The sequence below is a fragment of the Pseudomonas sp. VMV1 genome, from assembly GCF_056790235.1.
In genome coordinates this window covers 395,913-418,725 of sequence record NZ_JBXGSE010000001.1, presented here as the reverse complement: position 1 = coordinate 418,725, position 22,813 = coordinate 395,913, and the positions used below count along the sequence as shown (strand labels likewise).

The 22,813-nt window shown below is 66.3% G+C and carries 22 protein-coding genes and 1 pseudogene; 14 read left to right on the top strand and 9 right to left on the bottom strand.

The features are described 5' to 3' along the window. The first annotated feature begins 279 nt into the window (after positions 1-279). The 4 genes from purM (at position 280) to ACUCV0_RS01870 (ending at position 3,380) form a co-directional block, all read left to right on the top strand. Positions 280-1,341, top strand: coding sequence for a phosphoribosylformylglycinamidine cyclo-ligase (purM, locus tag ACUCV0_RS01885; RefSeq protein ID WP_059314147.1), 1,062 nt, complete (start codon positions 280-282; stop codon positions 1,339-1,341). Continuing rightward, positions 1,338-2,006, top strand: a complete 669-nt coding sequence (gene purN / locus ACUCV0_RS01880; RefSeq protein ID WP_454252673.1) for a phosphoribosylglycinamide formyltransferase — start codon at positions 1,338-1,340, stop codon at positions 2,004-2,006. Before purM ends, purN begins: the two co-directional genes overlap by 4 nt. A 15-nt stretch (positions 2,007-2,021) precedes the next feature. Continuing rightward, positions 2,022-2,735 carry a DUF3108 domain-containing protein gene (locus ACUCV0_RS01875; RefSeq protein ID WP_059314145.1) on the top strand — a complete coding sequence of 238 codons (714 nt, stop codon included), beginning with the start codon at positions 2,022-2,024 and terminating at the stop codon, positions 2,733-2,735. 465 nt (positions 2,736-3,200) lie between these two features. Next, positions 3,201-3,380 carry a hypothetical protein gene (locus ACUCV0_RS01870; protein ID WP_017638952.1) on the top strand — a complete coding sequence of 60 codons (180 nt, stop codon included), beginning with the start codon at positions 3,201-3,203 and terminating at the stop codon, positions 3,378-3,380. A 320-nt stretch (positions 3,381-3,700) separates the two neighbouring features. Here ACUCV0_RS01870 and ACUCV0_RS01865 read toward each other — a convergent pair whose 3' ends face one another. Genes ACUCV0_RS01865 through ACUCV0_RS01855 form a run of 3 tightly spaced genes read right to left on the bottom strand, consistent with a single transcriptional unit; the run spans position 3,701 to position 7,436 of the window. Continuing rightward, positions 3,701-5,926, bottom strand: a complete 2,226-nt coding sequence (locus tag ACUCV0_RS01865; protein ID WP_323149625.1) for a xanthine dehydrogenase family protein molybdopterin-binding subunit — start codon at positions 5,924-5,926, stop codon at positions 3,701-3,703. Next, positions 5,923-6,909: an FAD binding domain-containing protein gene (locus ACUCV0_RS01860; protein ID WP_059314143.1), complete on the bottom strand. Its 987-nt coding sequence runs from the start codon at positions 6,907-6,909 to the stop codon at positions 5,923-5,925. The genes ACUCV0_RS01865 and ACUCV0_RS01860 overlap by 4 nt, the downstream gene beginning before the upstream one ends. After that, a complete protein-coding gene (locus ACUCV0_RS01855) occupies positions 6,906-7,436 on the bottom strand; it encodes a (2Fe-2S)-binding protein (protein ID WP_059314142.1) in 531 nt (176 codons plus the stop codon). The genes ACUCV0_RS01860 and ACUCV0_RS01855 overlap by 4 nt, the downstream gene beginning before the upstream one ends. 316 nt (positions 7,437-7,752) lie before the next feature. Between ACUCV0_RS01855 and paoA the strand changes: the two genes are divergently transcribed. The 3 genes from paoA to ACUCV0_RS01840 are packed head-to-tail and all read left to right on the top strand — an operon-like array spanning position 7,753 to position 11,631. Then, complete coding sequence (gene paoA / locus ACUCV0_RS01850; RefSeq protein ID WP_323149626.1) at positions 7,753-8,421, top strand: aldehyde dehydrogenase iron-sulfur subunit PaoA; 669 nt, start codon at positions 7,753-7,755, stop codon at positions 8,419-8,421. After that, a complete protein-coding gene (locus tag ACUCV0_RS01845) occupies positions 8,418-9,398 on the top strand; it encodes an FAD binding domain-containing protein (protein ID WP_323149627.1) in 981 nt (326 codons plus the stop codon). Before paoA ends, ACUCV0_RS01845 begins: the two co-directional genes overlap by 4 nt. A 10-nt stretch (positions 9,399-9,408) precedes the next feature. After that, complete coding sequence (locus tag ACUCV0_RS01840; protein ID WP_482211866.1) at positions 9,409-11,631, top strand: xanthine dehydrogenase family protein molybdopterin-binding subunit; 2,223 nt, start codon at positions 9,409-9,411, stop codon at positions 11,629-11,631. Between the two features lie 18 nt (positions 11,632-11,649). On the opposite strand, the gene ACUCV0_RS01835 is transcribed toward ACUCV0_RS01840, so the two are convergent. Together ACUCV0_RS01835 and ACUCV0_RS01830 are read right to left on the bottom strand one after the other, a co-directional pair. Continuing rightward, positions 11,650-12,546, bottom strand: coding sequence for a DMT family transporter (locus ACUCV0_RS01835; RefSeq protein WP_059314138.1), 897 nt, complete (start codon positions 12,544-12,546; stop codon positions 11,650-11,652). A 22-nt stretch (positions 12,547-12,568) separates the two neighbouring features. Next, entirely contained in the window at positions 12,569-13,471 is a 903-nt protein-coding gene (locus ACUCV0_RS01830; protein ID WP_482211865.1) for a DMT family transporter, read from the bottom strand. 103 nt (positions 13,472-13,574) lie between these two features. On the opposite strand from ACUCV0_RS01830, the gene ACUCV0_RS01825 reads away from it, so the two are divergent. From ACUCV0_RS01825 to ACUCV0_RS01805, 5 genes are all read left to right on the top strand, one after another. Then, positions 13,575-14,531, top strand: coding sequence for a LysR substrate-binding domain-containing protein (locus ACUCV0_RS01825; RefSeq protein ID WP_482211864.1), 957 nt, complete (start codon positions 13,575-13,577; stop codon positions 14,529-14,531). Between the two features lie 54 nt (positions 14,532-14,585). Continuing rightward, positions 14,586-14,966: a lysozyme inhibitor LprI family protein gene (locus ACUCV0_RS01820; protein WP_482211863.1), complete on the top strand. Its 381-nt coding sequence runs from the start codon at positions 14,586-14,588 to the stop codon at positions 14,964-14,966. A 70-nt stretch (positions 14,967-15,036) separates the two neighbouring features. After that, a complete protein-coding gene (locus ACUCV0_RS01815; RefSeq protein WP_434776102.1) occupies positions 15,037-15,693 on the top strand; it encodes a DUF2726 domain-containing protein in 657 nt (218 codons plus the stop codon). 15 nt (positions 15,694-15,708) lie between these two features. After that, positions 15,709-16,041: a hypothetical protein gene (locus ACUCV0_RS01810; protein ID WP_482211862.1), complete on the top strand. Its 333-nt coding sequence runs from the start codon at positions 15,709-15,711 to the stop codon at positions 16,039-16,041. 52 nt (positions 16,042-16,093) lie between these two features. Further along, entirely contained in the window at positions 16,094-16,567 is a 474-nt protein-coding gene (locus ACUCV0_RS01805) for an N-acetyltransferase family protein (RefSeq protein WP_482211861.1), read from the top strand. 386 nt (positions 16,568-16,953) lie between these two features. Here the strand turns inward: ACUCV0_RS01805 and gntR are convergent, their stop codons facing one another. After that, complete coding sequence (gntR, locus tag ACUCV0_RS01800; RefSeq protein ID WP_313649308.1) at positions 16,954-17,970, bottom strand: HTH-type transcriptional regulator GntR; 1,017 nt, start codon at positions 17,968-17,970, stop codon at positions 16,954-16,956. Positions 17,971-18,156: 186 nt separating this feature from the next. Between gntR and ACUCV0_RS01795 the strand changes: the two genes are divergently transcribed. Both ACUCV0_RS01795 and ACUCV0_RS01790 read left to right on the top strand, forming a co-directional pair. Continuing rightward, a complete protein-coding gene (locus tag ACUCV0_RS01795; RefSeq protein ID WP_482211860.1) occupies positions 18,157-18,690 on the top strand; it encodes a gluconokinase in 534 nt (177 codons plus the stop codon). 61 nt (positions 18,691-18,751) lie between these two features. Next, the gene (locus ACUCV0_RS01790; protein ID WP_059314129.1) at positions 18,752-20,104 is read left to right on the top strand and encodes a GntP family permease; all 1,353 of its coding nucleotides are present in this window, start codon (positions 18,752-18,754) and stop codon (positions 20,102-20,104) included. A 177-nt stretch (positions 20,105-20,281) separates the two neighbouring features. Here the strand turns inward: ACUCV0_RS01790 and ACUCV0_RS01785 are convergent. The 3 genes and pseudogenes from ACUCV0_RS01785 to ACUCV0_RS01775 form a co-directional block, all read right to left on the bottom strand. Further along, positions 20,282-21,825, bottom strand: a pseudogene (locus ACUCV0_RS01785) (alkaline phosphatase D family protein). Between the two features lie 62 nt (positions 21,826-21,887). Then, a complete protein-coding gene (locus ACUCV0_RS01780; protein WP_482211859.1) occupies positions 21,888-22,190 on the bottom strand; it encodes a putative quinol monooxygenase in 303 nt (100 codons plus the stop codon). A gap of 89 nt (positions 22,191-22,279) precedes the next feature. Further along, a complete protein-coding gene (locus ACUCV0_RS01775) occupies positions 22,280-22,684 on the bottom strand; it encodes an RcnB family protein (protein WP_059314126.1) in 405 nt (134 codons plus the stop codon). Positions 22,685-22,813: the final 129 nt, after the last annotated feature.

Below are 22,813 nucleotides of genomic sequence, written 5' to 3'. Positions count from 1 at the left end.
CCATAGAAAGGGCAAGGGGCATACCTTAAAAGCCGCCTGACCCGCGGGCAAGGGTGCGGGAACCCAGGCTGCGAAGAAGCCCGCAGCAGGCCGGCACCGAGCCGGCGAATTCGCAGGCGGTCAGGCTCAGACCACAGGGGGCTGGCCGGGTGCCATCGCCGCCCGGACCGGAGGCCGCGGCGGGCCGCGTGCTTTGGCACGGCTTCTGGTAAAATCGCCCGCCTCATTGCCGGCTGGCGCCAGCCGGCTCGTTTCGCCATTAGCCAAAGGCCAGGATTCATGAGCAAACAACCCCAGCTGAGCTACAAGGACGCCGGTGTAGACATCGACGCCGGTGAGGCTCTGGTAGAACGCATCAAGGGCGTCGCCAAGCGCACCGCCCGCCCGGAAGTCATGGGCGGCCTGGGGGGCTTTGGTGCCCTGTGCGAGATCCCGGCAGGCTATCGCCAGCCGGTACTGGTCTCCGGCACCGACGGCGTCGGCACCAAGCTGCGTCTGGCCATGAACCTGGCCAAGCACGACAGCATCGGCATCGACCTGGTGGCCATGTGCGTCAACGACCTGGTGGTCTGCGGTGCCGAACCGCTGTTCTTCCTCGACTACTACGCCACCGGCAAACTCAATGTCGACGTCGCCGCCCAGGTGGTGACCGGCATCGGCACCGGTTGCGAACAGGCTGGCTGCTCCCTCGTGGGTGGCGAGACCGCCGAGATGCCCGGCATGTACGAAGGCGAAGACTACGACCTGGCCGGCTTCTGCGTTGGCGTGGTGGAAAAGTCCGAGATCATCGACGGTTCCAAGGTCGCCACCGGCGACGCCCTGATCGCCCTGCCCTCCTCCGGCCCGCACTCCAACGGCTATTCGCTGATCCGCAAGATCATCGAGGTAGCCGGCGCCGACATCGAGAACATCCAGCTCGACGGCCAGCCGCTGACCGAACTGCTGATGGCGCCCACCCGCATCTATGTGAAGCCGCTGCTCAAGCTGATCAAGGAGACCGGTGCGGTCAAGGCCATGGCCCACATCACCGGCGGCGGTCTGCTGGACAACATCCCGCGCGTGCTGCCCGAGGGTGCCCAGGCGGTGGTGGACGTGGCCAGCTGGCAGCGTCCGGCGGTGTTCGACTGGCTGCAGCAGCAGGGCAACGTCGATGAGACCGAGATGCACCGTGTACTGAACTGCGGTGTCGGCATGGTCATCTGCGTGGCCCAGGATCAGGTAGAAGGCGCCCTGCAGGTGCTGCGTGCCGAGGGCGAGCAGCCCTGGGTGATCGGCCGTATCGAGCAGGCCGCCGAGGGCGCCGACCAGGTCGTACTGAACAATCTGAAACAGCACGGATGAGCCCTGCCGACTGCGCCGTGGTGGTGCTCATCTCCGGCCACGGCAGCAACCTGCAAGCTCTGATCGACGCCGCGACGCCGCCCGTGCGGATCGCGGCGGTGATCGCCAACCGCGCCGAGGCCTATGGCCTGGAGCGGGCTCGTCAGGCGGGGATCGCCACCCAGGTGATCGACCACCGCGAGCATGGCGATCGCGATAGCTTCGATGCGGCCCTGGCGGCCGCCATCGACGCCCAGGGCGCCGACTTGGTGGTCCTGGCCGGCTTCATGCGCATCCTCACGCCGACCTTCGTGCGGCGCTACCAGGGCCGCCTGCTCAATATCCATCCCTCGCTGCTGCCGCAGTACAAGGGGCTGCATACCCATCAACGGGCCCTCGACGCTGGAGATGCCTGGCATGGCTGCAGCGTGCACTTCGTCACCGAAGAACTGGATGGCGGTCCCGTCGTCCTGCAGTCACGGGTGCCGGTCCTGGCGGAAGATACGGCGGAGAGCCTGGCGACACGGGTACACGCCGCCGAGCACCTCCTTTATCCTGTGGCGGTGCGGTTGTTCGCCGAACGTCGTCTGCGGCTAGGTACCCTGGGTGCCGAGCTCGATGGCCAGGCGCTGCCGCCTACCGGGGCCACGCTGCCGTCGATGACGGTGGCGGCCTCCCTTTCCTGATCCAAGGAGAAACTGATGCGACGTCTGTTGTTCCTATTGGCCACCCTCTGCAGTGCCTCGGCCTTCGCCTTCGACCTGCAGCCCTTCACGGCCAGCTACACCGCCGACTGGAAGCAGATGCCGGTCAGCGGCTCCGCCGAACGCTCGCTGGAGAAAGAAGCCGATGGCCGCTGGGAGCTGAAGTTCGAAGCCTCCATGCTGGTCGCCGGCCTCAATGAGTCCAGCACCTTCCGCCGCGAGGGCGAAGCCTTCCTGCCTGATACCTACCAGTACAAGCGCAGCGGATTGGGCAAGAGCCGCGAGAGCGAACTGACCTTCGACTGGGCCGCCAAGAAGGTTACCGGCAAGGACAAGGACGATCCGGTCAGCCTGACCCTGGATCGTGGTCTGCTGGACAAGTCGACCTACCAGCTCAAGCTGCAGCAGGACGTCGCCGACGGCAAGAAGAGCATGAGCTACCAGATCGTCGACGGTGACAGCATCGACACCTATGACTTCCGCGTCATCGGTCCGGAGCGCATCCGCACCCCTCTGGGTCTGTTCGATGCCATCAAGGTGGAGCGCGTGCGTGATCCCACCAAGAGCAGCCGCAAGACCGAACTGTGGTTCGCCAAGGATTGGGACTACCTGCTGGTGCGTCTCTACCAGCAGGAGAGCGACGGCAAGGAATACCAGACCAGCCTCAAGGAAGGCTCGGTCAACGGACGCACGGTGAAAGGCGCCAACTGATCCTGGTCGCAATGATGACGCCCTCTTCGGAGGGCGTTTTCTTTTGTGGCGCGCTGGTGGGTGCGATAGTGCCTTACGTGCTGGGCGTGCGAACAGCTTGAGGGAGTTGCCCTTCCCCCTCAGATGACCTACGGGCTTTCGATAAGCTTCTATCGCGGCCATGGGCCACTCCTACAAAGCCGACGAGTCAGTAGGAGCGGCCCATGGTCGCGATCAAAAAGACGGCAGCGGCCGTGTGCAAGGGGCAGCCGTAGGAAGGATTGCGAGGTCTATAGCTTCAGGTCGATACACCATCGGCATGAGCGAATGCAGATGGTGTCCGTGCGCCAGACAGCCTCGGACGCGACAGATTGTCGCAGAAGTTGTAACGACTTGTTGCCGAGATACGCCTTGGTCCTGAAGCGAAACGCTCTAGTATGGGCTTCAAGCCCTGCCGTAGTGCGGGCTCGACCAAGGAGATACAACATGACCATTACCGTAACCGAACGTGACGAAGACCATATGTCCCGCGAAGCCCGTGGCCTGGGCATGCATCTGTGGGACGTGAAACAGGAAGGGGAATTGGTCGGTGTCTACCAGAGCGAAGCGGATGCCCTGGAGTACAAAGAGCAAATCGAACATGACGGCGCGTCGCACGCCGAGTGATCGAATAGCGGTTTACTGACTGCCTGAAAAAGGCCCGTCTCTTGGAGGCGGGCCTTTTTCGTTGCCGGAGCTTGGGTGTTGGGCTTCGCTGCGCTCAGCGCCAACCTACGGTAGCCTCCGTAGGTTGGGTTGAGACGGTCCCATCGTCGAAGCGCAACAGCATGGACACAGCACGACCTGTTGGGCTTCGCTGCGCTCAGCGCCAACCTACGGCAGCCTCCGTAGGTTGGGTTGAGACGGCTCCACCGTCGAAGCCCAACGCAGCGGACTCGACCGCAAAGCGTTGGGCTTCGTCATGCTCCACCCCTCTACAGCCGAGCCTAGTGCAGCAGCTCGTCGGCGAAGACCTTGTCCAGGGTGATCGGCAGATCCCGTACCCGCTTGCCGGTGGCGTGGAAGATGGCGTTGGCGATGGCCGGCGCTACGCCGACGATGCCGATCTCGCCGATGCCCTTGGCGCCCAGCGGATTGACGATCTCGTCGTGTTCCTCGACGAAGATCACGTCCAGCTGATGAACATCGGCCTGCACCGGGAAGTGGTACTCGGCGAGGCTGTGATTCATCCAGCGGCCTTCGGTGGTGTCCATCATCCCCTCTTCCTGCAGGCCCATGCCAATGCCCCAGACGATGCCACCGGCTACTTGGTTCTCGCCGGTCTTGAGGTTGAGGATACGGCCTGCGGCTACGGCCGTGACCACGCGGCTGACCTGAACGCTGCCGAAGTCCTCGTCCACCTTGACCTCGACGAACACCGCCGAGTGGGTACCGGTGGCGTAGTTGTCGCGCTCTTCTGCCGGCTCGGCGCTGGCCAGGGTCTCCATGGACGCCGAACCGGACGCCTTGAGGATGGCGGTGAAGTCGACGCGCTGGGCCGGATCGGTCTTGAGACTGATGCCGCCGTCGGCGAATACCACCTGCTCCAGTTCGGCCTTGGCCAGCGGCGAGTCGTCCATCTCCTTGGCCGCATCCAGCAGTTGCTGACGCAGCTGGTCGCAGGCCAGTTTCACGGCGGTGCCCACCGAAGACACGGTAAAGGAACCGCCTTCGAGGGGTGCCTTGGGCAGAGTGGAATCACCGAGTTTGAAGGTCACCTTGTCCAGCGGCAGCCCGAGGTTTTCGGCGGCGATCTGGGTCATCACCGTATAGGTACCGGTGCCGATATCGGCCGTGGCACTGGCCACTACCAGGCTGCCGTCGATGTTCATCACCGCCTTGGCCGTGGCCGGTTGCTGCATGGCCTCCCAGACCCCGGTCGCCATGCCCCAGCCAACCAGTTTATTGCCATCGCGCATGGAACGTGGCGCCATGCTGCGCTGCTCCCAGCCGAAACGCTCGGCGGCCTGGCGATAGCATTCCAGCAGTTCCTTGCTGGAGTAGGGTTTGTCCTTGGCCGGATCGACATCGGTGAAGTTGCGAATACGCAGCTCCAGCGGATCGATGTCGGCGGCATAGGCCAGTTCGTCCATGGCACTTTCCAGCGCATAGACGCCCAGTACGGCGCCCGGTGCGCGCATGTCCAGCGGAGTGTAGACGTCCAGCGCAGCCAGCTGGTAGGCCAGCTTGACGTTGGGGCAGGCATAGAGCGACGCCGACCAGACCAGCACCATCTCGGTGAAGTCTTCGAAGCGCGAGGTGATGCCCAGGGCGCTGTGGTCGATGGCCTGCAGCTTGCCGTCGCTGTCGCAGGCCAGCTTGACCTGCTGATAGGTCTCGGGGCGATAGCCGAAGGTGAACATCTGCTGGCGCGTCAGGGTGACCCGTACCGAGCGCTTGAGCTGCAAGGCGGCCATGGTCGCCAGGACCAGCTGGTACTGCGGACGCAGGCCGGAGCCGAAGGCGCCGCCGACGAAGGGCGAGATGACCTTCACGTCGCCTTCGCCCAGACCGAAGATGCTGCTGACGAACTGGGCGCTGTTCTGCACGCCCTGGGTCTTGTCGTGCACCGTCAGCTTGCCGTCCTTGTGGTAGATGACCGTCGAGGCGTGCATCTCCATGGGGTTATGGAATTCCGCCGCGGAGTGGTATTCGGCTTCGATACGAGTGGGCGCCGCGGCCCAGGCTGCCGGGGCGTTACCACGATTTTCCGGCAGTTCCATGGGCGCTTCGTGGGCCTGATCGCGGGCCTGGGCCAGGTCGGTGGCGTGCTCCTCTTCGCTGTATTGGGCACGGATCAGCGAGGCGGCGTGGCGCGCGGCCTCGAAGGTGTCAGCCACTACCAACGCGATGGGCTGGCCACTGTAGAGGATGCGGTCGTTGTACAGCGGCCGAAAGGGCTTGCCATCGGCCGCGTCCATGTCGGTGTAGCTTTCGTCATAGCTGGCCATCTTGGGTCGATTGAGGTGGCTGAGCACCTCGACGACACCCGGCTGGGCCAGGGCTTCGCTGACATCCAGATCGAGCAAACGCCCCTTGGTGATGGTGGCGTTGACCACGAAGCCAAAGGCCAGATCCGGCACGCTGAATTCGCCGGCATAGAGGGCCTTACCGGTGACCTTGAGCGGACCATCGACGCGGGGAACGGCTTTTTGCAGATGGACGACGGTCATTGCAGGGTACCTCCGGCGGCTTCGGTAAGGGCGCGGACGATGGCGCGCCGGGCCAGTTCGATCTTGAAGCTGTTGTGGGCGAAGCCTTCGGCGCCTTGCAGCAGGCGATCGGCCAGTTGACCGAAGGCTGCCTTGTCCGCGACCTGGCCAACCAGAGCCTGCTCGGCCTCCGGCAGGCGCCAGGGCTTATGGGCCACGCCACCCAGGGCGACACGCACCTGCTTGATGCGCTCGCCGTCCAGTTCCAGGGCTGCCGCCACCGAGACCAGGGCGAAGGCATAGGAGGCGCGGTCGCGAATCTTCAGGTAGGCGCTGTGGGCAGCCAGGCTTTCCGCCGGCAGGGTCACGGCGGTGATGAGTTCGTCGGCCTCAAGGTTGGTGTCGCGCTCCGGGGTGTCGCCGGGCAGGCGGTGGAAATCGGCGAAGTCGATGACGCGATCACCCTGGGGCCCGCTTACCTCGACCTTGGCCTGTAGGGCGGCCAGGGCCACGCACATGTCCGAGGGGTGAGTGGCGATGCACTGCTCGCTGTGGCCCAGGATGGCATGGATGCGATTCTGCCCCTCGCGGGCGCCGCAGCCGGAGCCCGGCTCGCGCTTGTTGCAGGGCGTGCCTACGTCATAGAAGTAGTAGCAGCGGGTGCGCTGCAAGAGGTTGCCACCGGTGGAGGCCATGTTGCGCAGCTGCGGTGAGGCGCCGGCGAGGATGGCCTTGGCCAGCAGTGGGTAACGACGCTGCACCTCGGGGTGGTAGGCCACCTCGGCATTCTTGACCAGGGCGCCGATGCGCAGGCCACCTTCGGGGGTTGCCTCGACCTCACGCAAGGGCAGGCCGTTGACGTCGATCAGCTGCGTGGGACGCTCGACGTTTTCCTTCATCAGGTCCAGCAGGTTGGTACCCCCGGCGATGAAATGGGTCTGGGGCCCATGCTGGCGGATGGCGTCGGGCACGGCGTTGGGCTTGGCATAACCGAAGCGGTTCATTCGCGGCCCTCCCCTTGCTGGCAGGCCGGGCGCGCTCGTTCGATGGCGGCGCGGATGTTGCGATAGGCGCCGCAACGGCAGAGGTTACCGCTCATCTGCTCGGCTACCTCGGCCTCACTCTGGGCATGGCCTTCCTTGAGCATGCCGATGGCCGAACAGATCTGGCCAGGGGTGCAATAGCCACATTGGAAGGCGTCTTCGGCGACGAAGGCCTCCTGCATGGGGTGCAGCTGGTCGCCCTGGGCCAAGCCTTCGATGGTGGTGACCTCGGCGCCATCCTGCATGACCGCCAGGGCCAGGCAGCTATTGATGCGGGTACCGTTGACCAGCACCGTGCAGGCGCCGCATTGGCCGTGATCGCAGCCCTTCTTGGTGCCGGTCAGGTCGAGGTGATCGCGCAGGAGATCGAGCAGGGTGGTCCAGGGCTCGACGGCCAGCTGCAACTGCTTGCCGTTGAGGGTCAGGGCGATGGTATGGGACTCGGGTTCGGCCAGGGGCTGAACCTGGCGCGCGGGGGTGGCGTTCATGGCGGACCTCACGGTTAAAGCCGCGGGGTGCAGGTGCCCCCGTGGTCGGAATAGGTGGTGGCAGCGAAAGGCCACCTCAGGTAAGGGACCGACGCCGACCAGAAGCGGTTCAGCACCCCTGCCCAGTGGTATTCAACGTCACGTTGAGGTCTGCTCAGCGAAGCGGTCCGAGGCGCCAGCCAGAGCCCTTTTCCGCCGCCTGGACACATCCGGTATGGCGACCTTGTCCGATGGTGCGCCAGCGCCCTGAACCCCCTTGGCGGCACGGTAGTCATCAGAACTCCCGTGATATGCCCCCAATGATGAGAATCCAACCATGGCTTCCGACTCCGATGCTCGCTGGCGCCTGTCGCGGCGCCAGTTCCTCGGCACCTCCGCGGTGCTGGTGGCGACCAGCGCCATTCCCGGCTACACCTTTGCCCAGGCCAGCGGTGGCGCGCCCCTGACACCCCAGGCCATCGCCGCCCGCCTGCCGCAGCTGCTGCCGCTGACGCTGCAGATCAATGGCGAGGCGCGCCGGCTCAAGGTCGACAGCCGCACCACCCTGCTCGATGCCCTGCGCGAGAACCTGCACCTCACCGGCACCAAGAAAGGCTGCGATCATGGCCAGTGCGGCGCCTGCACGGTGCTGGTGAACGGTCAGCGCATCAACAGCTGCCTGAGCCTGGCCGCCATGCATGAAGGCGACGCCATCACCACCATCGAGGGCCTGGGCAATGCCGAGCGCCTGCATCCCATGCAAGCCGCCTTCCTGGCCAAGGACGGCTTCCAGTGCGGCTATTGCACGCCTGGGCAGATCTGCTCGGCGGTGGCCTTGCTCGACGAGGTCAAGGCCGGCATGCCCAGCCATGTCTCGGCGCGCCTCGATGGCCCCATGCGGCTGAGCGAGGAAGAGATCCGCGAGCGCATGAGTGGCAACCTCTGTCGCTGCAGCGCCTATCCCAACATCGTCGCGGCCATCCAGATGGCGGGGGGCCAGGCATGAGAGTCTTCGACTATCGGCGTGTCCAGAATGAGGCCGACGCCAGCCGCCAGGGCGTCCAGGCAGGCAGTCGCTTCATCGCTGGCGGCACCAACCTGCTGGATCTGATGAAGCTGGAGATCGAGACGCCCAGCCAGGTGCTGGACATCAATCGCCTGGCGCTGGATCAGATCCGCGCCACCGAGGACGGCGGCCTGCGCATCGGTACCCTGGTGCGCAATTCCACCCTGGCTGCCGATGCGCGGGTACGGGAGCGCTATCCGGTGCTGTCGCGCGCCCTGCTGGCCGGCGCCTCGGCGCAGCTGCGCAACAAGGCCACCACTGGCGGCAATCTGCTGCAGCGCACTCGTTGCTCCTATTTCTACAACACTGCGATGCCCTGCAATAAACGCCAGCCCGGCAGTGGCTGTGCGGCCCTGGGCGGCTTCAATCGGATGAACGCGGTGCTCGGCGCCAGCGACCAGTGCATCGCCGTGCACCCCTCCGACATGGCGGTGGCCATGCGCGTGCTGGACGCCACGGTGGAAACCCGCGAAGCCAATGGCCGCACCCGCCGCATCCCCCTCGCCGACTTCCATCGCCTGCCCGGTGACACCCCGCAGATCGAAACGGTGCTGCAACCCGGCGAACTCATCACCGCCGTGACCCTGCCACCGCCACCGCCCGGTATCCAGGTGTATCGCAAGGTGCGCGACCGTGCCTCCTATGCCTTCGCCCTGGTGTCCATGGCGGCCATCGTCGAGTTCGACGGCGCGCGCATCCGCAGCGGTCGCGCCGCCTTCGGCGGTCTGGCGCACAAACCCTGGCGCGTGGCGGCGGCCGATCAGGCCTTTGCCGGCCAGGCGGCGAACGGTGACCTGGCCGGGGTGGGCGATGCCCTGCTCGCCGGCGCCCGTGGCTATGGCCACAACGACTTCAAACTCGAGCTGACCCGTCGCGTCCTGCGCGCTGGCGTGGCCGATGCCCGTCAACAGGCCTGAGGACAGCAGCATGGAAATGAACGAACCCGTTGGCCGCAACCTGATCGATGAGAATCGCGGCGGCCTGATCGGCAAGCCCATCGATCGCGTCGACGGCATGCTCAAGGTCACCGGCCAGGCGCCCTACAGCTTCGAGTTTCGCAATGATCGCGTGGCCTATGGCTTCATCGTCGGGGCTACCATCGCCAAGGGCCGCATCGCTCGACTGGACACCTCCGCCGCCGAAAGCGCGCCGGGCGTGCTCAACGTCCTGACCTACCGCAACGCCCCGCGCCAAGCGGCTCGCGAGCCAGACAACAACAGCCGCTTCAGCCGGCCCAAGCCCTACCTGGACAGCGATCAGGTGCGTTACTTCGGCGAACCGGTGGCCTTCGTGGTGGCCGAGACCTTCGAGGAGGCACGCCTGGCGGCGGCCCTGGTGGAGATCGACTACGCCGCCGAACCGGGCGCCTTCGATCTGGCCGCCAACCTCGGCCAGGCGGTGAAGCCACCGGATGGCGACCAGCCCACCGACACCGCCTCGGGCGATGTCGACGCCGCCTTCGCCCGGGCACCGGTCAAGCTCGACGAGCGCTATACCACGCCCTACCACATCCATGCGCAGATGGAGCCCCACGCCAGCCTCGCCCAGTGGGACGGCGACCGGGTGACCATCTACTGCTCCACCCAGTTCGTCGAGCAGGCGCAAAGTTGCGTGGCCAATACCTTGCAACTGCCCAAGGAGAACGTCCGCATCGTGGCGCGCTACATCGGCGGCGGTTTCGGCGGCAAGCTGCCGATCTATGCCGATGCCCTGATCGGCGCTATGGCCGCCCGGGCTATCGGCCGACCGGTCAAGGTCACCCTCACCCGCCAGCAGATGTTCCAGATCACCGACCACCGTTCGGCCACCGTGCAACGGATCCGCCTGGGCGCCGACCGCGATGGCCGCCTTCTGGCCATGGCCCACGAGGGCTGGTCCCACTCGGCCCGCGGCCTCACCTACTACGAACCCACAGGTCTTTCCTCGCGCACCCTCTATGCCGGCGACGATCGCCTGGTGGCGCACCGCATGGTCGAACTGGACCTGCCCGAATCCGGCTCCTGCCGCGCGCCCGGCGAAGCCGTGGGCATGCTCGCCAGCGAAAGCGCCATGGACGAATTGGCCACGATGCTCGATCTCGATCCCATCGAATTGCGCCTGCGCAACGAGCCCAGCCAGGACCCGGAAAAGCACATCCCCTTCTCTGCCCGCAAGCTGGTGGACTGCATGCAGGACGGCGCCCGCAGCTTCGGCTGGAACAAGCGCAGTGCCAAGCCCGGCCAGATGCGCGACGGCGACTGGCTGATCGGGATGGGCATGGCCGCGGCCAGTCGCGCCAACATGCTCAGGCCCTCCCAGGCCGGCGTGCGGCTGGAAGCCGATGGCACGGCCACGGTCAAGACCTCCATGACCGACATCGGCACCGGGACCTACACCATCCTGGCGCAGATCGCCGGCGAGTCGCTCGGGCTGCCGGTGGAGCGGGTCAAGGTCCTGCTGGGAGACAGCGACGACCCTGCGGGTGCGGGCTCCGGTGGCTCCTTTGGCGCGGCCAGTTCCGGCTCCTCGGTGTATGTCGCCTGTGAGAACCTGCGCCTGAAGGCCGCAGAGGCCGCCGGGCTGGATCTGGCCAGTGCCCGCTTCGTCGGCGGGCGGCTGATTGCCGACAATGGCAGTCGCGACCTTGCCGAGCTGGCCCGGGAACACGATCTCCAGGCCATCGGCGAGATCAAGCCGGGGCAGACCCTCAAGGACTATTCCCAGCAGGCCTACGGCGCCTTCTTCGCTGAAGTCGGAGTACACGCCATCACCGGCGAGATCCGTCTACGGCGCATGCTCGGGGTGTTCGCCGCCGGCCGCATCCTCAACGAGAAGACCGCCCACTCGCAGATGTTGGGCGGCATGATCTGGGGCGTTGGCAGCGCGCTGCACGAAGAGGGGGTGATCGATACCCGCCATGGCCACTTCGTCAACCATGACCTGGCCGACTACCACTATCCCTGTCACCTGGACATCCCCGCCATCGAGGCCCACTTCCTGCCGGAGCTGGACGCCAAGGCCAATCCGCTGAAGATCAAGGGCGTGGGTGAGCTGGGCATCTGCGGTGCCGGCGCATCCCTTGCCAATGCCGTCTACAACGCCTGCGGGGTGCGCATCCGCGACTATCCGCTGACGGTGGACAAGGTGCTGGCCGGACTCAAGACGGCCTAGTGGCAGGCGGCGCGTTCTTCAGCGCGCCGCCTTCGCCCCCGAACGCGTCGCCAGGAGCACTCCGCCGATGGCGATCACCATGGCGACCCAGGCCAGCGGCGGCAGGGTTTCGCCGAGCAGCAGCCAGGCGGTCAGGGCCGCGCCTGGTGGGACGCAGAAGAACAGGGCGCTGACCCGTGCCGCCTCGCCAGCGCGGATCATCCACACCAGCAGGCTGATGGCCAGCAACGAATTGGCCAGCACCAGATAGGCCAGGGCGCCGATGAAGGCGGGCGCCCAGTGCACCGGAGTGTGCTCGAACAGCAGCGCCAAAGGTGCGCAACACACCAGACCGACGCTGTACTGCACCAGGTTATTGGTGACCGGATGCTGGGCGACACCCAGGCGTTTCTCGTAGAGCACCGCGCTGGTCATGCCCAGCAAGGCGCCTACCGCCAGGCAGATGCCGGAAAGGGTTTCCACGGCGACGCTGGCCCGCGCCAGGATCACCCCGATCGCGCCCAGCAGGCCCAGGGCGAGGCCCAGCCACTGCAGCGGCGCCACCCGCTCGCCCACCAGCAAGGGCGCGCCCAAGGCGACCAGGATCGGCTGCAGCGACGCCACCATGGCGACCACGTTGGCCGAGGCGCCCATCACCAGGGCACCGTAGCTCATGCCGAAATAGACCCCCTGGATCAGGAAGCCCACCACCGCCAGATTCGCCCACTCCCGGCGCGTGCGCGGCAAGGGCGGACGCAGGATCAGAAAGGCGACCAACAGCACGCTGAACGCCAACCCATAACGCATCGCCAGGAGGGTGAAGGGCGGTGCATAGGCCAGGCCCACCTTGGAGACGGCGAAACCGGCGGACCACAGGGCCAGGAACACCAGCGGGATGAGGCGCAACAGCCAGGGGTGGGTGGAGGTAGCAGGCATCGGATTCTCGGGACCAGGCGAGTCAGCGGGGGGCCGTTCGCGAGCGGGAAGGATAGCTGACGATCAGCAGACCGCAGAGCACCAGGGCCGCACCGACGAGAAAACCTGCCCCGAGTGTCTCGCCCAGCAGCCAGACCCCCATCAGCACGCCGAACAGGGGCGTCAGCAGGGTCAGCACCCCCAGCGGGGCAGCGCGATAGCGACTGAGCAGCACGAACCAGCCCAGCAGACTGATGCCGGCGACGATGAACACCTGGAACGCCAGACTTGACCAGGCCACGGAGTCGAGCCCCGCCAGGTTCAGCCGCTTGCCCAGTGGCAGGGCCAGCGCCAGCAGCACGACTCCAGTCACCCCAAGCTGATAGAACAGGGTGCGCAAGGGCGGCGCCTCGGCCAGAGCGCTGCGGCGGATCAGCACCGTGGTAGCTCCCCAGCAGGCGCCACCGACCAGGCCGATCAGATCGCCTTGCCAGCTCGCCCCACCGCTCGGCTGGCCGATCAGGAAGGCGCAGACCACGCCGATACCCGCCAGGACGACGCCCAACCACTGACGCAACGACAGTCGCTCGCCCGGTACCAGCCAGTGCAGGCCACAGGCGGCGAACAGCGGCGCCGTGTAGATGAACACCACCATGTGCGCGGCGCTGGTGTAGTTCAGGCCCACCGCCATGCACAGAAACTCCATGGCGAACAACGAACCGGCGAGCAGGCCGGGAACCAGGGTCTGGTCCCGGCCCAGACAGCGGATGCCGCGCCAGCGTGCCAGGCCATAGAGCAACCCGGCCGCCAGCAGCGAGCGCCAGCCGATCTGCAGCAACGGGTCGACCTGTTCGGCGATGGCCTTGATCGCCGTCTGTTGCAGGCCCCAAACCAGGCAAAGCACCAGCATCACCAGCACGGCGGGGAGATCGAGCTCCTTGCGCATGAGCGTCGCTCCACGAATAAGTGAGCCTGAATGGTGAAGGCGGCTGAACAGGTCGGACAAACGATGTTTAATGGGCGTCAGGCTCAGGAAAACTAAGGCTGTCATGACCATCGCCCTCCCCCTCAATGCCCTGCGTGCCTTCGCGGCGGCTGCCCGGCATGAGCATTTCGCCAGGGCGGCAGCCGAGCTGCATGTCACCGCCGGGGCCATCAGTCGGCAGATCCGCCTCCTGGAGGACGAACTGGGGCAGACCCTATTCGAACGCCTGCCCCAGGGGGTACGACTCACCGAGCCGGGTCGGAACCTGGCCGCGGAGATCGCACCCCACCTCGACGGCCTGACACGCGCCGTCGCCCGGGCACGGGTCAAGAGCAGCGTTCTGACCGTCAGTGCGCCACCCACCTTCGGCCAGGAATGGCTGCTGCCGCGCCTGGAAGACTTCCAGCGCCGGCATCCGGATATCGAGGTCTTCCTCGATGCTTCGTCCGCTATCGTGCCGCTGGGCACCGAGGGAGGTGCCCAGGCGGCGATCCGCTATGGCCGTGGCGACTGGCAGGATGGCGAGATCCGCCTGCTGCTGCGCGAGTGGATCTTTCCGGTCTGCAGTCCCGCGCTGATCCCAGCGCCCCTGACGGAGCCCGCCGCGCTACTGGACTATCCCCTGCTGCACGCCGAATGGCCCGGTGGTTGGCGGTCGGGTCGCCCTAGCAGCCGCTTCAACGCCTGGCAGGACTGGTTCACCAGCCAGGCCGTCAGCCTTGGCGGCAATCTGCGCGGACCACGCTATTCGCTCAGCGGCATGGCCCTGCAACAGGCGGCCGCCGGCAAGGGCGTGGCGCTCGGCGGCTGTGTGCTGGCCCAGCGACTGCTGGCCAGTGGCGCCCTGGTGCGGCCGCTGCCGGACCGATTCAATCAGCTGTCGCCCCAGGCCTACTTCCTGGTACTGCCCCGGGGTACGGTGGACGCGCCGGTGCAGCGCTGGGTGACCTGGCTGCTGGAGCAGATCCGCGCCTTCCGTGACATCCAGGGCGAGCAGCCGGAAACCAACGGCGCCTGGTGAGCGGCTCGCGCTTGCGGCAGTCTAGGGGGACTGCCTCCTGGATAACTGTCCTTCATGCCTGTCTCCCGCCTGCTCTTGCTCCTGCTCGCACTCTCGCTTACCCGCGTGGCGCTCGCCGCCGAACCCACGCCCGTCGCCTGCGATCGTCAGGGGAACGAGGCCCAGTTGGCCGCCTGCGCAGCCGACGACCTGGCGGCGGCCGAGGCCCGTCTGGCTGACGTCTATGGTCGGCGGCTGGCAGCCACCTCTCCCACGCAACGACCTGCCTTCGAACGCCTGCAGCAGCTCTGGCAGGCCGACCGGGCACCCCGCTGCACGACCGCCACCCGCGGTTTCAGCGGCCCCATGCAGCAGCTGCAGTATCTGAGCTGTCTGAAGTCCGTGACCCTGCTGCGCCTGGACGATCTGCAACGGCAACTACCGCGACGCGACTGACGTTTCGTCGCCGCCGCTGCTGTCCGGCGCCAGGACTCACTATCATGGCGCCCCGCTGTTGGAGTTCGAGATGTACGAGCGTTATCTGCCCCTGCTGGTCCTGGCCGGACTGCTGCTGCTCGGGGCATCCTGGTGGTGGCAGCGTCAGCGCCAGGCGGCCTTTCCCTATCGCCAGGTCGAAGCCCTTTTCACCCCCGCCGAAAAGGCCTTTCTCGCCGTGCTCGACGAAGCCGTGGGCGATGACTACCGGGTGTTCGGCAAGGTCCGCATCGCCGATGTGGTCCAGACCCTGCCGCTGCGCGACCGGCGCCGCTACCTGGTCGCGCAGAACCGCATCAACTGCAAGCACTTCGACTTCGCCATCTGCCGCCGCGACGACCTCGCCGTACACGCCGTGGTCGAGCTCAATGACCGTTCGCACCTGCAGCGCCACCGCCAGCAGCGTGACCGCTTCGTCCGCGCGGTATGCGAGGCCGCCCAGTTGCGCCTGGTGGAGATTCCGGCGGCGGCGCGCTATTCGGCCAGTGCCGTGCGCGATGCCGTCTTCGGGGGCCGTCGCCCACGCGCCCGGGCGGCCGCCCCGAGCCAGGCGCTGGCGCCGGAATGCCCCGAATGCCAGGCGCCCATGGTTCGCCGCCGCGCCCGCAGCGGTCGCCACCAGGGCCGGGAATTCTGGGCCTGCTCGAACTATCCGGACTGCCGCGCCCTGCTCGACATCGACGACTGACCAGAGACCCTGCCCATGAGCTACCCCACCACCCCGGACGGACGCTACTTCGTGGTCAGGGGACGACTCTGGCGCTGTACCAATCCCAGCCTGCCGGCTGAACGCCGTGAGACGCTGACCCACCAGCTGATGGATGCCCGCCGCCAGGTGGGTACCGCCAAGCGCCAGGGCGACGACGCGGCCCTGCGTCAGGCCCGTGCGGCGGTGGACGAGGCCAAGCGGGCCCTGGGGGAACGCGGCCCGGTCTGGTGGACCGATGGCGCTCCCGATTACAACCGCCGGATGGCGAAAAACACGCCTTATGCCGACTGGTATCAGCAGCTGCCGGCCGAGCCGGATGTTTCCTGACCCGGTCCGTACGGCTAAGGTGAACAGCTGACTCTTTCTGCGAGCATCGCTCTTGCGTATTCGTCCTGCCTTCGTTACCGACCTGGCCGCCATCTGCACCCTGGCCGAACAACTCGCCGAGCAGCATCACCAGCAGGCCCCGGCGACCTTTGCCCGGCCCTCCGGTGGTTGGCGCGACCAGGATTACTGGGCCGCCCAGCTGGAGCCCGAGGATGGCGTCCTGTTCGTCGCCGAGGCAGAGGACACCCTGGTGGGTTTCGTCACCGCACGGCTGTCCGATACCGGTTCGATTTCCTTTCTGCAGCCCCTCATCCTCTGCCGCATCGGCACTCTGGTGGTCGCCACCAGCCACCAGCGCCAGGGTGTGGGGGCGCGGCTGCTGGAAGCCGTGGAAGCCTGGGCCCGGGACAACGGCGTCGACGAACTGCGCCTGGAAGTCATGGAGTTCAACCTTGACGCCCAGGCCTTCTATGCCCGGCAGGACTTCCAGGGCCAGTCCCGGATACTGGCCAAGTCGTTGCGGTAGGAGTCGGCGCCAGCGCATCGCGGCCATGGGCCGCTCCTACGGTCAAGGCAAGGCGGTAGGAGCGTGAGTGGCCAGGCCCCGTAGGTTGGCGCTGAGCGCAGCGAAGCCCAACATGGCCGGATCGAGACTCTGCCGTTGGGCTTCGACGATGGAGCCGTCTCAACCCAACCTACGTCGCGTGGCCAACACGGGTACCGTAGGTTGGCGCTGAGCGTAGCGAAGCCCAACATGGCCGGATCGAGACTCTGCCATTGGGCTTCGACAATGGAGCCGTCTCAACCCAACCTACGTCGCGCGGCCAACACGGGTACCGTAGGTTGGCGCTGAGCGCAGCGAAGCCCGACATTAGCGGATCTAAGCCCCGCTATGAGCCTTCGACGCGGGCCCTACACACTCTCCCGGCTCACCAGCTCGAATCCCAGGTCCACGCAGGTCGGTTGACTGCGACCATCGAGCAGTCCCAGCAACAGGGTCGCGGCCTGGCGCCCTACCGCGGCGCGCGGAGTCTGGATGGAGGACAGCCGGGGCACCGTGTGCGCCGAGCCGGGCAGGTCGTTGAAGCCCAGCACCGAGATCCGCTCGGGAATGGCGATGCCCAGACGCTGCGCCTCGAACAGGGCGCCCTGGGCCAGGTCGTCATTGCAGAAGAACAGGCCGTCGACATCCGGTCGCTGCGCCAGCAGGTCACGGAATTGCCGGGCGCCCAACCCCACGGACGACGGCTGCGGATCCAATACGTCCAGGCCCGGGTCGTAGCACCCCGCTTCGCGCAGCACCTCGCGAAAACCTTCGCCCCGCGCCAGGGCCCGGGGATCGAGCTGCGCGGCCACGTAGCCCAGGCGCTTACGCCCCGCCGCCAGCAGATGCCGCGCGGCCGCCGCACCGGCCGCGTGCTGGGAGAAGCCGACGCTGGGTGTCGCGCCGGCCGGATCCAGCTCCATCATGTGTACCCGTGGCACCCCACTGGCCGCCAGCAACTGGCGGGCGGCGTCGGTGCGGTCGAAGCCGGTCAGCAGCAAGCCCCTGGGCTGATAGGCCAGGTAGTTGCGGATCAGCTTTTCCTCTTCCGCGGGATCGTAGTGATAGTTGCCGATCAGCACCTCCAGGCCGCGCGGATGCAGGACCTCGTGAATGGCCTCCAGCGGTTCGATGAACAGGTGGTTGGACAGCGACGGCACCAGCACCACCACCGAATGCCCCTGGGCCGAGGCCAGGGCACGGGCGGCCGGATTGGTGACATAACCAAGGCGCGCGGCCGCCTCCTGCACGCGGGTGACCAGCTCGGGCGCCACGGTGGCGACCCCGCGCAAGACACGGGAAGCGGTGATGGGAGAAACGCCGGCCTGCAGCGCCACCTCGGTGAGGGTGGGCCGACCGGAACTACGAGAACCCGTTCGATTCATTGTTGTGGTTTCAGGCTTGTCAGAGACGGAGAACGCGCCTAAGGTAGCGCTGTCTCAGCAGACACTACAAGCCTGATGTGCCCTGCCGGAGCACGTCGGCATTCGGCCCAACAAGATCGACAAGAACTGGAAGCCGCTACCTTTTTCATTTTTCGGGGTAGCGCTGTCTCCAGACCGGAGGTGACGATGAACACTCCCATTCCCGCGCTGGTGGTCATGGGCGTCGCAGGCTGCGGCAAGAGCAGCGTCGGCGCGGCCATCGCCGAGCAGGACGAGGGCCGCCTGATCGAAGGCGACGCCTTTCACCCACCGGCCAACATCGCCAAGATGAGCGCTGGCATCCCTCTCGACGACAACGATCGCGCCGGCTGGCTGACTCGCCTGGGCGAAGAACTGGCCGCCGCCGTGGCCGCGGGCGAACGTCCCGTGCTCACCTGCTCCGCACTCAAGCGCCGCTATCGCGACCAGCTGCGCCAGGCGGTACCCGGCCTGGGTTTCGTCTTCCTCGAACTGACCCGCGAGACCGCCACGCAGCGCGTCGCCAATCGCCCGGGACACTTCATGCCCGCCAGCCTGATCGACAGCCAGTTCGCCGCCCTGGAAGCACCCCACGGTGAACCGGCTACGCTGGTAGTGGATGCACGCGACACCCTGCCCGCCATCGGTACCCAGGTATCGGCCTGGTGGAACACCTCGACTCGCCTGGCCCAGCCGGCCTGACGAGACAGCGCTACCCACTTCAACCACCCCCAACGCCCACAACAACAATAGGAGAGGTGCCATGTTCGGCATGGACCACAACAGCTTCCTTCTGCTCGACGCCCTGGTCACCATCATTGGCCTGGTGCTCCTGATCACCAAGTTCAAGGTCCATCCCTTCATCGCCCTGACCATCGCCTCGGGCTTTCTCGGGCTGACCTCCGGCATGCCGGTGGAAAAGGTCATGAAATCCTTCCAGGACGGCTTCGGCGGCGTGCTCGGCTTCGTTGGCATCCTGCTCGGCCTGGGCACCATGCTCGGCAAGCTGATGGCCGACTCCGGCGGCGCCGACCAGATCGCCCAGACGCTGATCCGCGCCTTCGGCATCAAGCGCGTGCACTGGGCGATGATGTTCGCCGCCTTCCTGGTGGGCATCCCGCTGTTCTTCGAGATCGGCTTCGTGCTGCTGGCGCCCCTGGTGTTCATCGTCGCCCGCCGCACCGGGCTGTCGCTGGTCAAGCTGGGCATCCCGCTGCTGGCCGGTCTCTCCGCCGTGCACGGCCTGGTGCCGCCGCACCCGGGTCCGCTGCTGGCGGTCGGGGTGTTCGGCGCCGACATCGGCAAGACCATCTTCTACGGCCTGCTGGTCGGCCTGCCCACCGCCATGATCGCCGGTCCCATCTTCGGTGCCTGGATCTCCAAGCGCATCCCTGGCTCGGCCAATCCCGAGCTGGTCGCCCAGATCGCCCAGGAGACCGACAACCGTAACCTGCCGGGCTTCGGCATCACCGTCTTCACCGTGCTGCTGCCGGTGATCCTGATGCTGCTCAAGGCCTTCGCCGACATCTTCTTCGCTGCCGACAACCACTTCCGCGTCTGGATGGACTTCATCGGCCACCCCATCACCGCCCTGCTCGCCGCCCTGCTGCTGAGCTTCTACAGCTTCGGCACCGCCTGCGGCTTCTCCCGCGAGAAGATCGTCAAGCTGCTGGACCAGAGTCTGGCCCCGGTGGCGGCCATCGTGCTGATCGTTGGCGCGGGTGGTGGCTTCAAGCAGATGCTGGTGGCCAGCGGCGTCGGTGAAGTGATCGGCAACCTGGCGGTGCAAACCCAGATCTCGCCCATCCTGCTGACCTGGCTGGTGGCGGCGGTGATCCGCGTGGCCACCGGCTCCGCCACCGTGGCGACCATCACTGGCGCCGGCATCGTCGCCCCCGTGGTGGCCCTGATCCCCGGCGTGAACAAGGAACTGCTGGTGCTGGCCGCTGGCGCCGGTTCGGTGATCCTCTCCCACGTCAACGACGCCGGCTTCTGGCTGGTGAAGCAGTACTTCAACATGACCGTGGCCGAGACCTTCAAGACCTGGTCGATGATGGAGACCATCCTCTCGGTGGTGGCCCTGGCCTTCATCATGCTGCTGTCGCTGTTCGTCTGAGCCCGCAGAGCCTGTTCCAAGGCTAGCGAGCTAGAGCCAAGCAAGGCCTAGGCGGCCCCGCGAAAATAGCTGAGGAAGCGGACCGGGCTCGCGCGCGAGTTTACGTAGGGTAAATGAGCATTCCGAAGCCATTTTCAACGCAGATTGGCCGACGCGCAGCAGCTTTGGAGCAGGCTCTCAGGCAGGGACGGCCCCTGGCCGCCCCGCTTCCACCACGAAACTCGCCCGGGTGCTGCGCTCGGCATCCGGACGGGTTCGGTCACTGATGGTGCGCAGGTCCACCTGCAACCGTTCCCGCGTCAGCTCCAGGGCCAGATAGCCGCGCTGTCGACTGTCGAAGAAGCGCACCTGGGGATTCTCCGGCAACAATGCCTGGAAGCGCCGGTAATCCGGTCCATCCGAGGTGATGGAGGTGCCGACAAATTCGCTGGCCACCACCGGGCTCCGCTCGTTCTCCGGCTCGCGGTGCAGGTCCGTCACCCAGAACGAATGGATGTCGCCGCCCAGGGTCACCGGATTGGCCAGGCGACTGTCGGCCATGGCCGCTCGCGGGTGGCCGGATAACCGTCCCAGCCATCGGTCCAGCGCGCCGGATCGCCGTCTGGAAAACGCTGGCGCAGGGGTGTCATCAGCAGATCCTGGGCGATCAGGTTCCAGCGGGTGGCGTTATGGCGAAAGCCATCCAGCAGCCAGCCTTCCTGTGCCTGACCCAGCATGCTGCGCGCGGCATCGCGCAAGCCGGGGCAGTTCGGTGCCACCAGATGGCCGCCCCGGGTCTGGAGCGTTGCACAGGCTGGCTCGCTACGGTACTGGCGACCATCGAGCAGATGGATCTCGGCCAGGTCGCCGAAGCGCCAACGGTCATAGAGACGCAGCGCCGCCCCCTGGGTCCGCCAGGCCCGTAGCGGGGCATGCTCGCGGAAGGCCTGGTAGGCCGCCTGGCGCCGCACGGCAAAGGCCGCCTGGCTCACCCTGGGGTCGGCCGACCAGGGCCCGGAATAGTCGTTCTGCACCTCGTGGTCGTCCCAGGTCATCAGACAGGTGACGTTGGCGTGCAGGTATTGCAGGTCAGGATCGGTACGATACAGGGCGTGGCGCCGTCGGTAGCCGGCCAGGTCCCGGGCTTCCGGCAGGCCGTGCCGGCGCACCGCCGGAAGCTGCGGCGACACGTTGGACTCATAGAAATAGTCGCCAAGAAACAGCGCCAGATCCGGCTGTTCGTCGGCCATGTGCCGATAGGCGCTGAAAAAGCCCTTCTCGTAGTGGGAACAGGATGCGGCCACCAGTTTCAGGCGTTGCAGCGCGCTCGCGGACGGCGGCAGCGTGGTGGCTCGCCCTGGACGGCTCTGATGCCCCAGCGCGGTGAAGCGGTACCAGTAGGGGCGCCTCGGCGCCAGGCCGTTCAGGGTGATCGGCAGGCTGAAGGCGGTTTGCGGCAGCGCCGTGGCCGTACCCCGTTGCACCACCTGGCGCAATCCTGGGTCCAGGGCTATCTCCCACTGAACCTCGACCGGGCCGCGCAGACCTCCCAGGCCATCTGCGGCCAGCGGATCGGGTGCGAGCCGGGTCCAGATGACAAAACCCTCGGGGGTCGGATCGCCACTGGCGACGCCCAAGGTAAAGGGATCCGGCTGCGGCTCACGGGCACTGCAACCGGCAAACCAGGGAGCGCTCAGGCCCAAACCCAGCAGGCCGAGCGCTTGACGTCGTGAAGTGTTCATCCGGGCCTCCGCGAAAAGAGGCCAGGGTGGCTCAGGCAGGTGACAACCCGATGTCGTCCGCCTTAGGCCAGCGGCAATTCTTCGAGGATCATGACCTGGGGCGGTTCACTGAGCAGACCGTCGAGATCGGCGAGCAGTTGCTTGAAGTGTGCGGTCTCTTCATGCTCGGCCAGGGCTTCACGGCTGGCCCAGCGTTCGATGAAGACATAACGCCCTTCATGGCTCGGATCGCGATGCGGCGTATAGAAGTGGCAGGCGGCTTCGGCGCGGGAAGGAGCGACGATGGCACGCAGGGCCTTTTCGACAGCCGCGGCCTGATCGGGCTTGGCCTGCAAGATGGCGACGACGCGGATTTCACTGGTCATGCAACAAACTCCGGAAAGGGTGCTTCAGCATGCCGCCTGGACACCCTGGATACCATCGGAGCCGATGGCTCGGCCCCGGTCAAGGTAGATCACTGCTTGGCTTTGACGATCTTGTCGATCACGGCATTGCTGCGCTTGATCATCACATAGTCGGAACCGATCTTGACCCACTGGCTGTCTTCGCCCGGCTGTTCCAGGCCGTGCTTTTTCCAATCCTTGATCACGTACTCATCGCGGATGTACTTGCGTGGCGCCCGACCACCTTCCTCGAGTTCAAAGGTAGGATGATCGGGATCGTGAGTAATGGCCTCATCGCTCTGATTGGCCTCTTTCTTGTTGACCTTGTTCTGATACTGCGAGTTGGTCGGCTCCGAGGCTTCCTTGTCGGCGGCGGGCTTCACCGGGGTCATGGATTCGGGAGCGGCCTGTGCCTGCAGGGCCCCGGCGAGGACGACGGTACCCAGTGCCAGAGAGAGCAGCGATTGCTTGATCATGGGTGTATCTCCTTTGCATTCGAAGGTTGGACCCCCGGGCTGCCGGAAAAGCTCCACGATCCCTTGCAGCGCTTCGCGTCAGCCGGGCCAGCGGTCCTCGTAGCGAGGACGACTGTCTTTTCTCGCCGT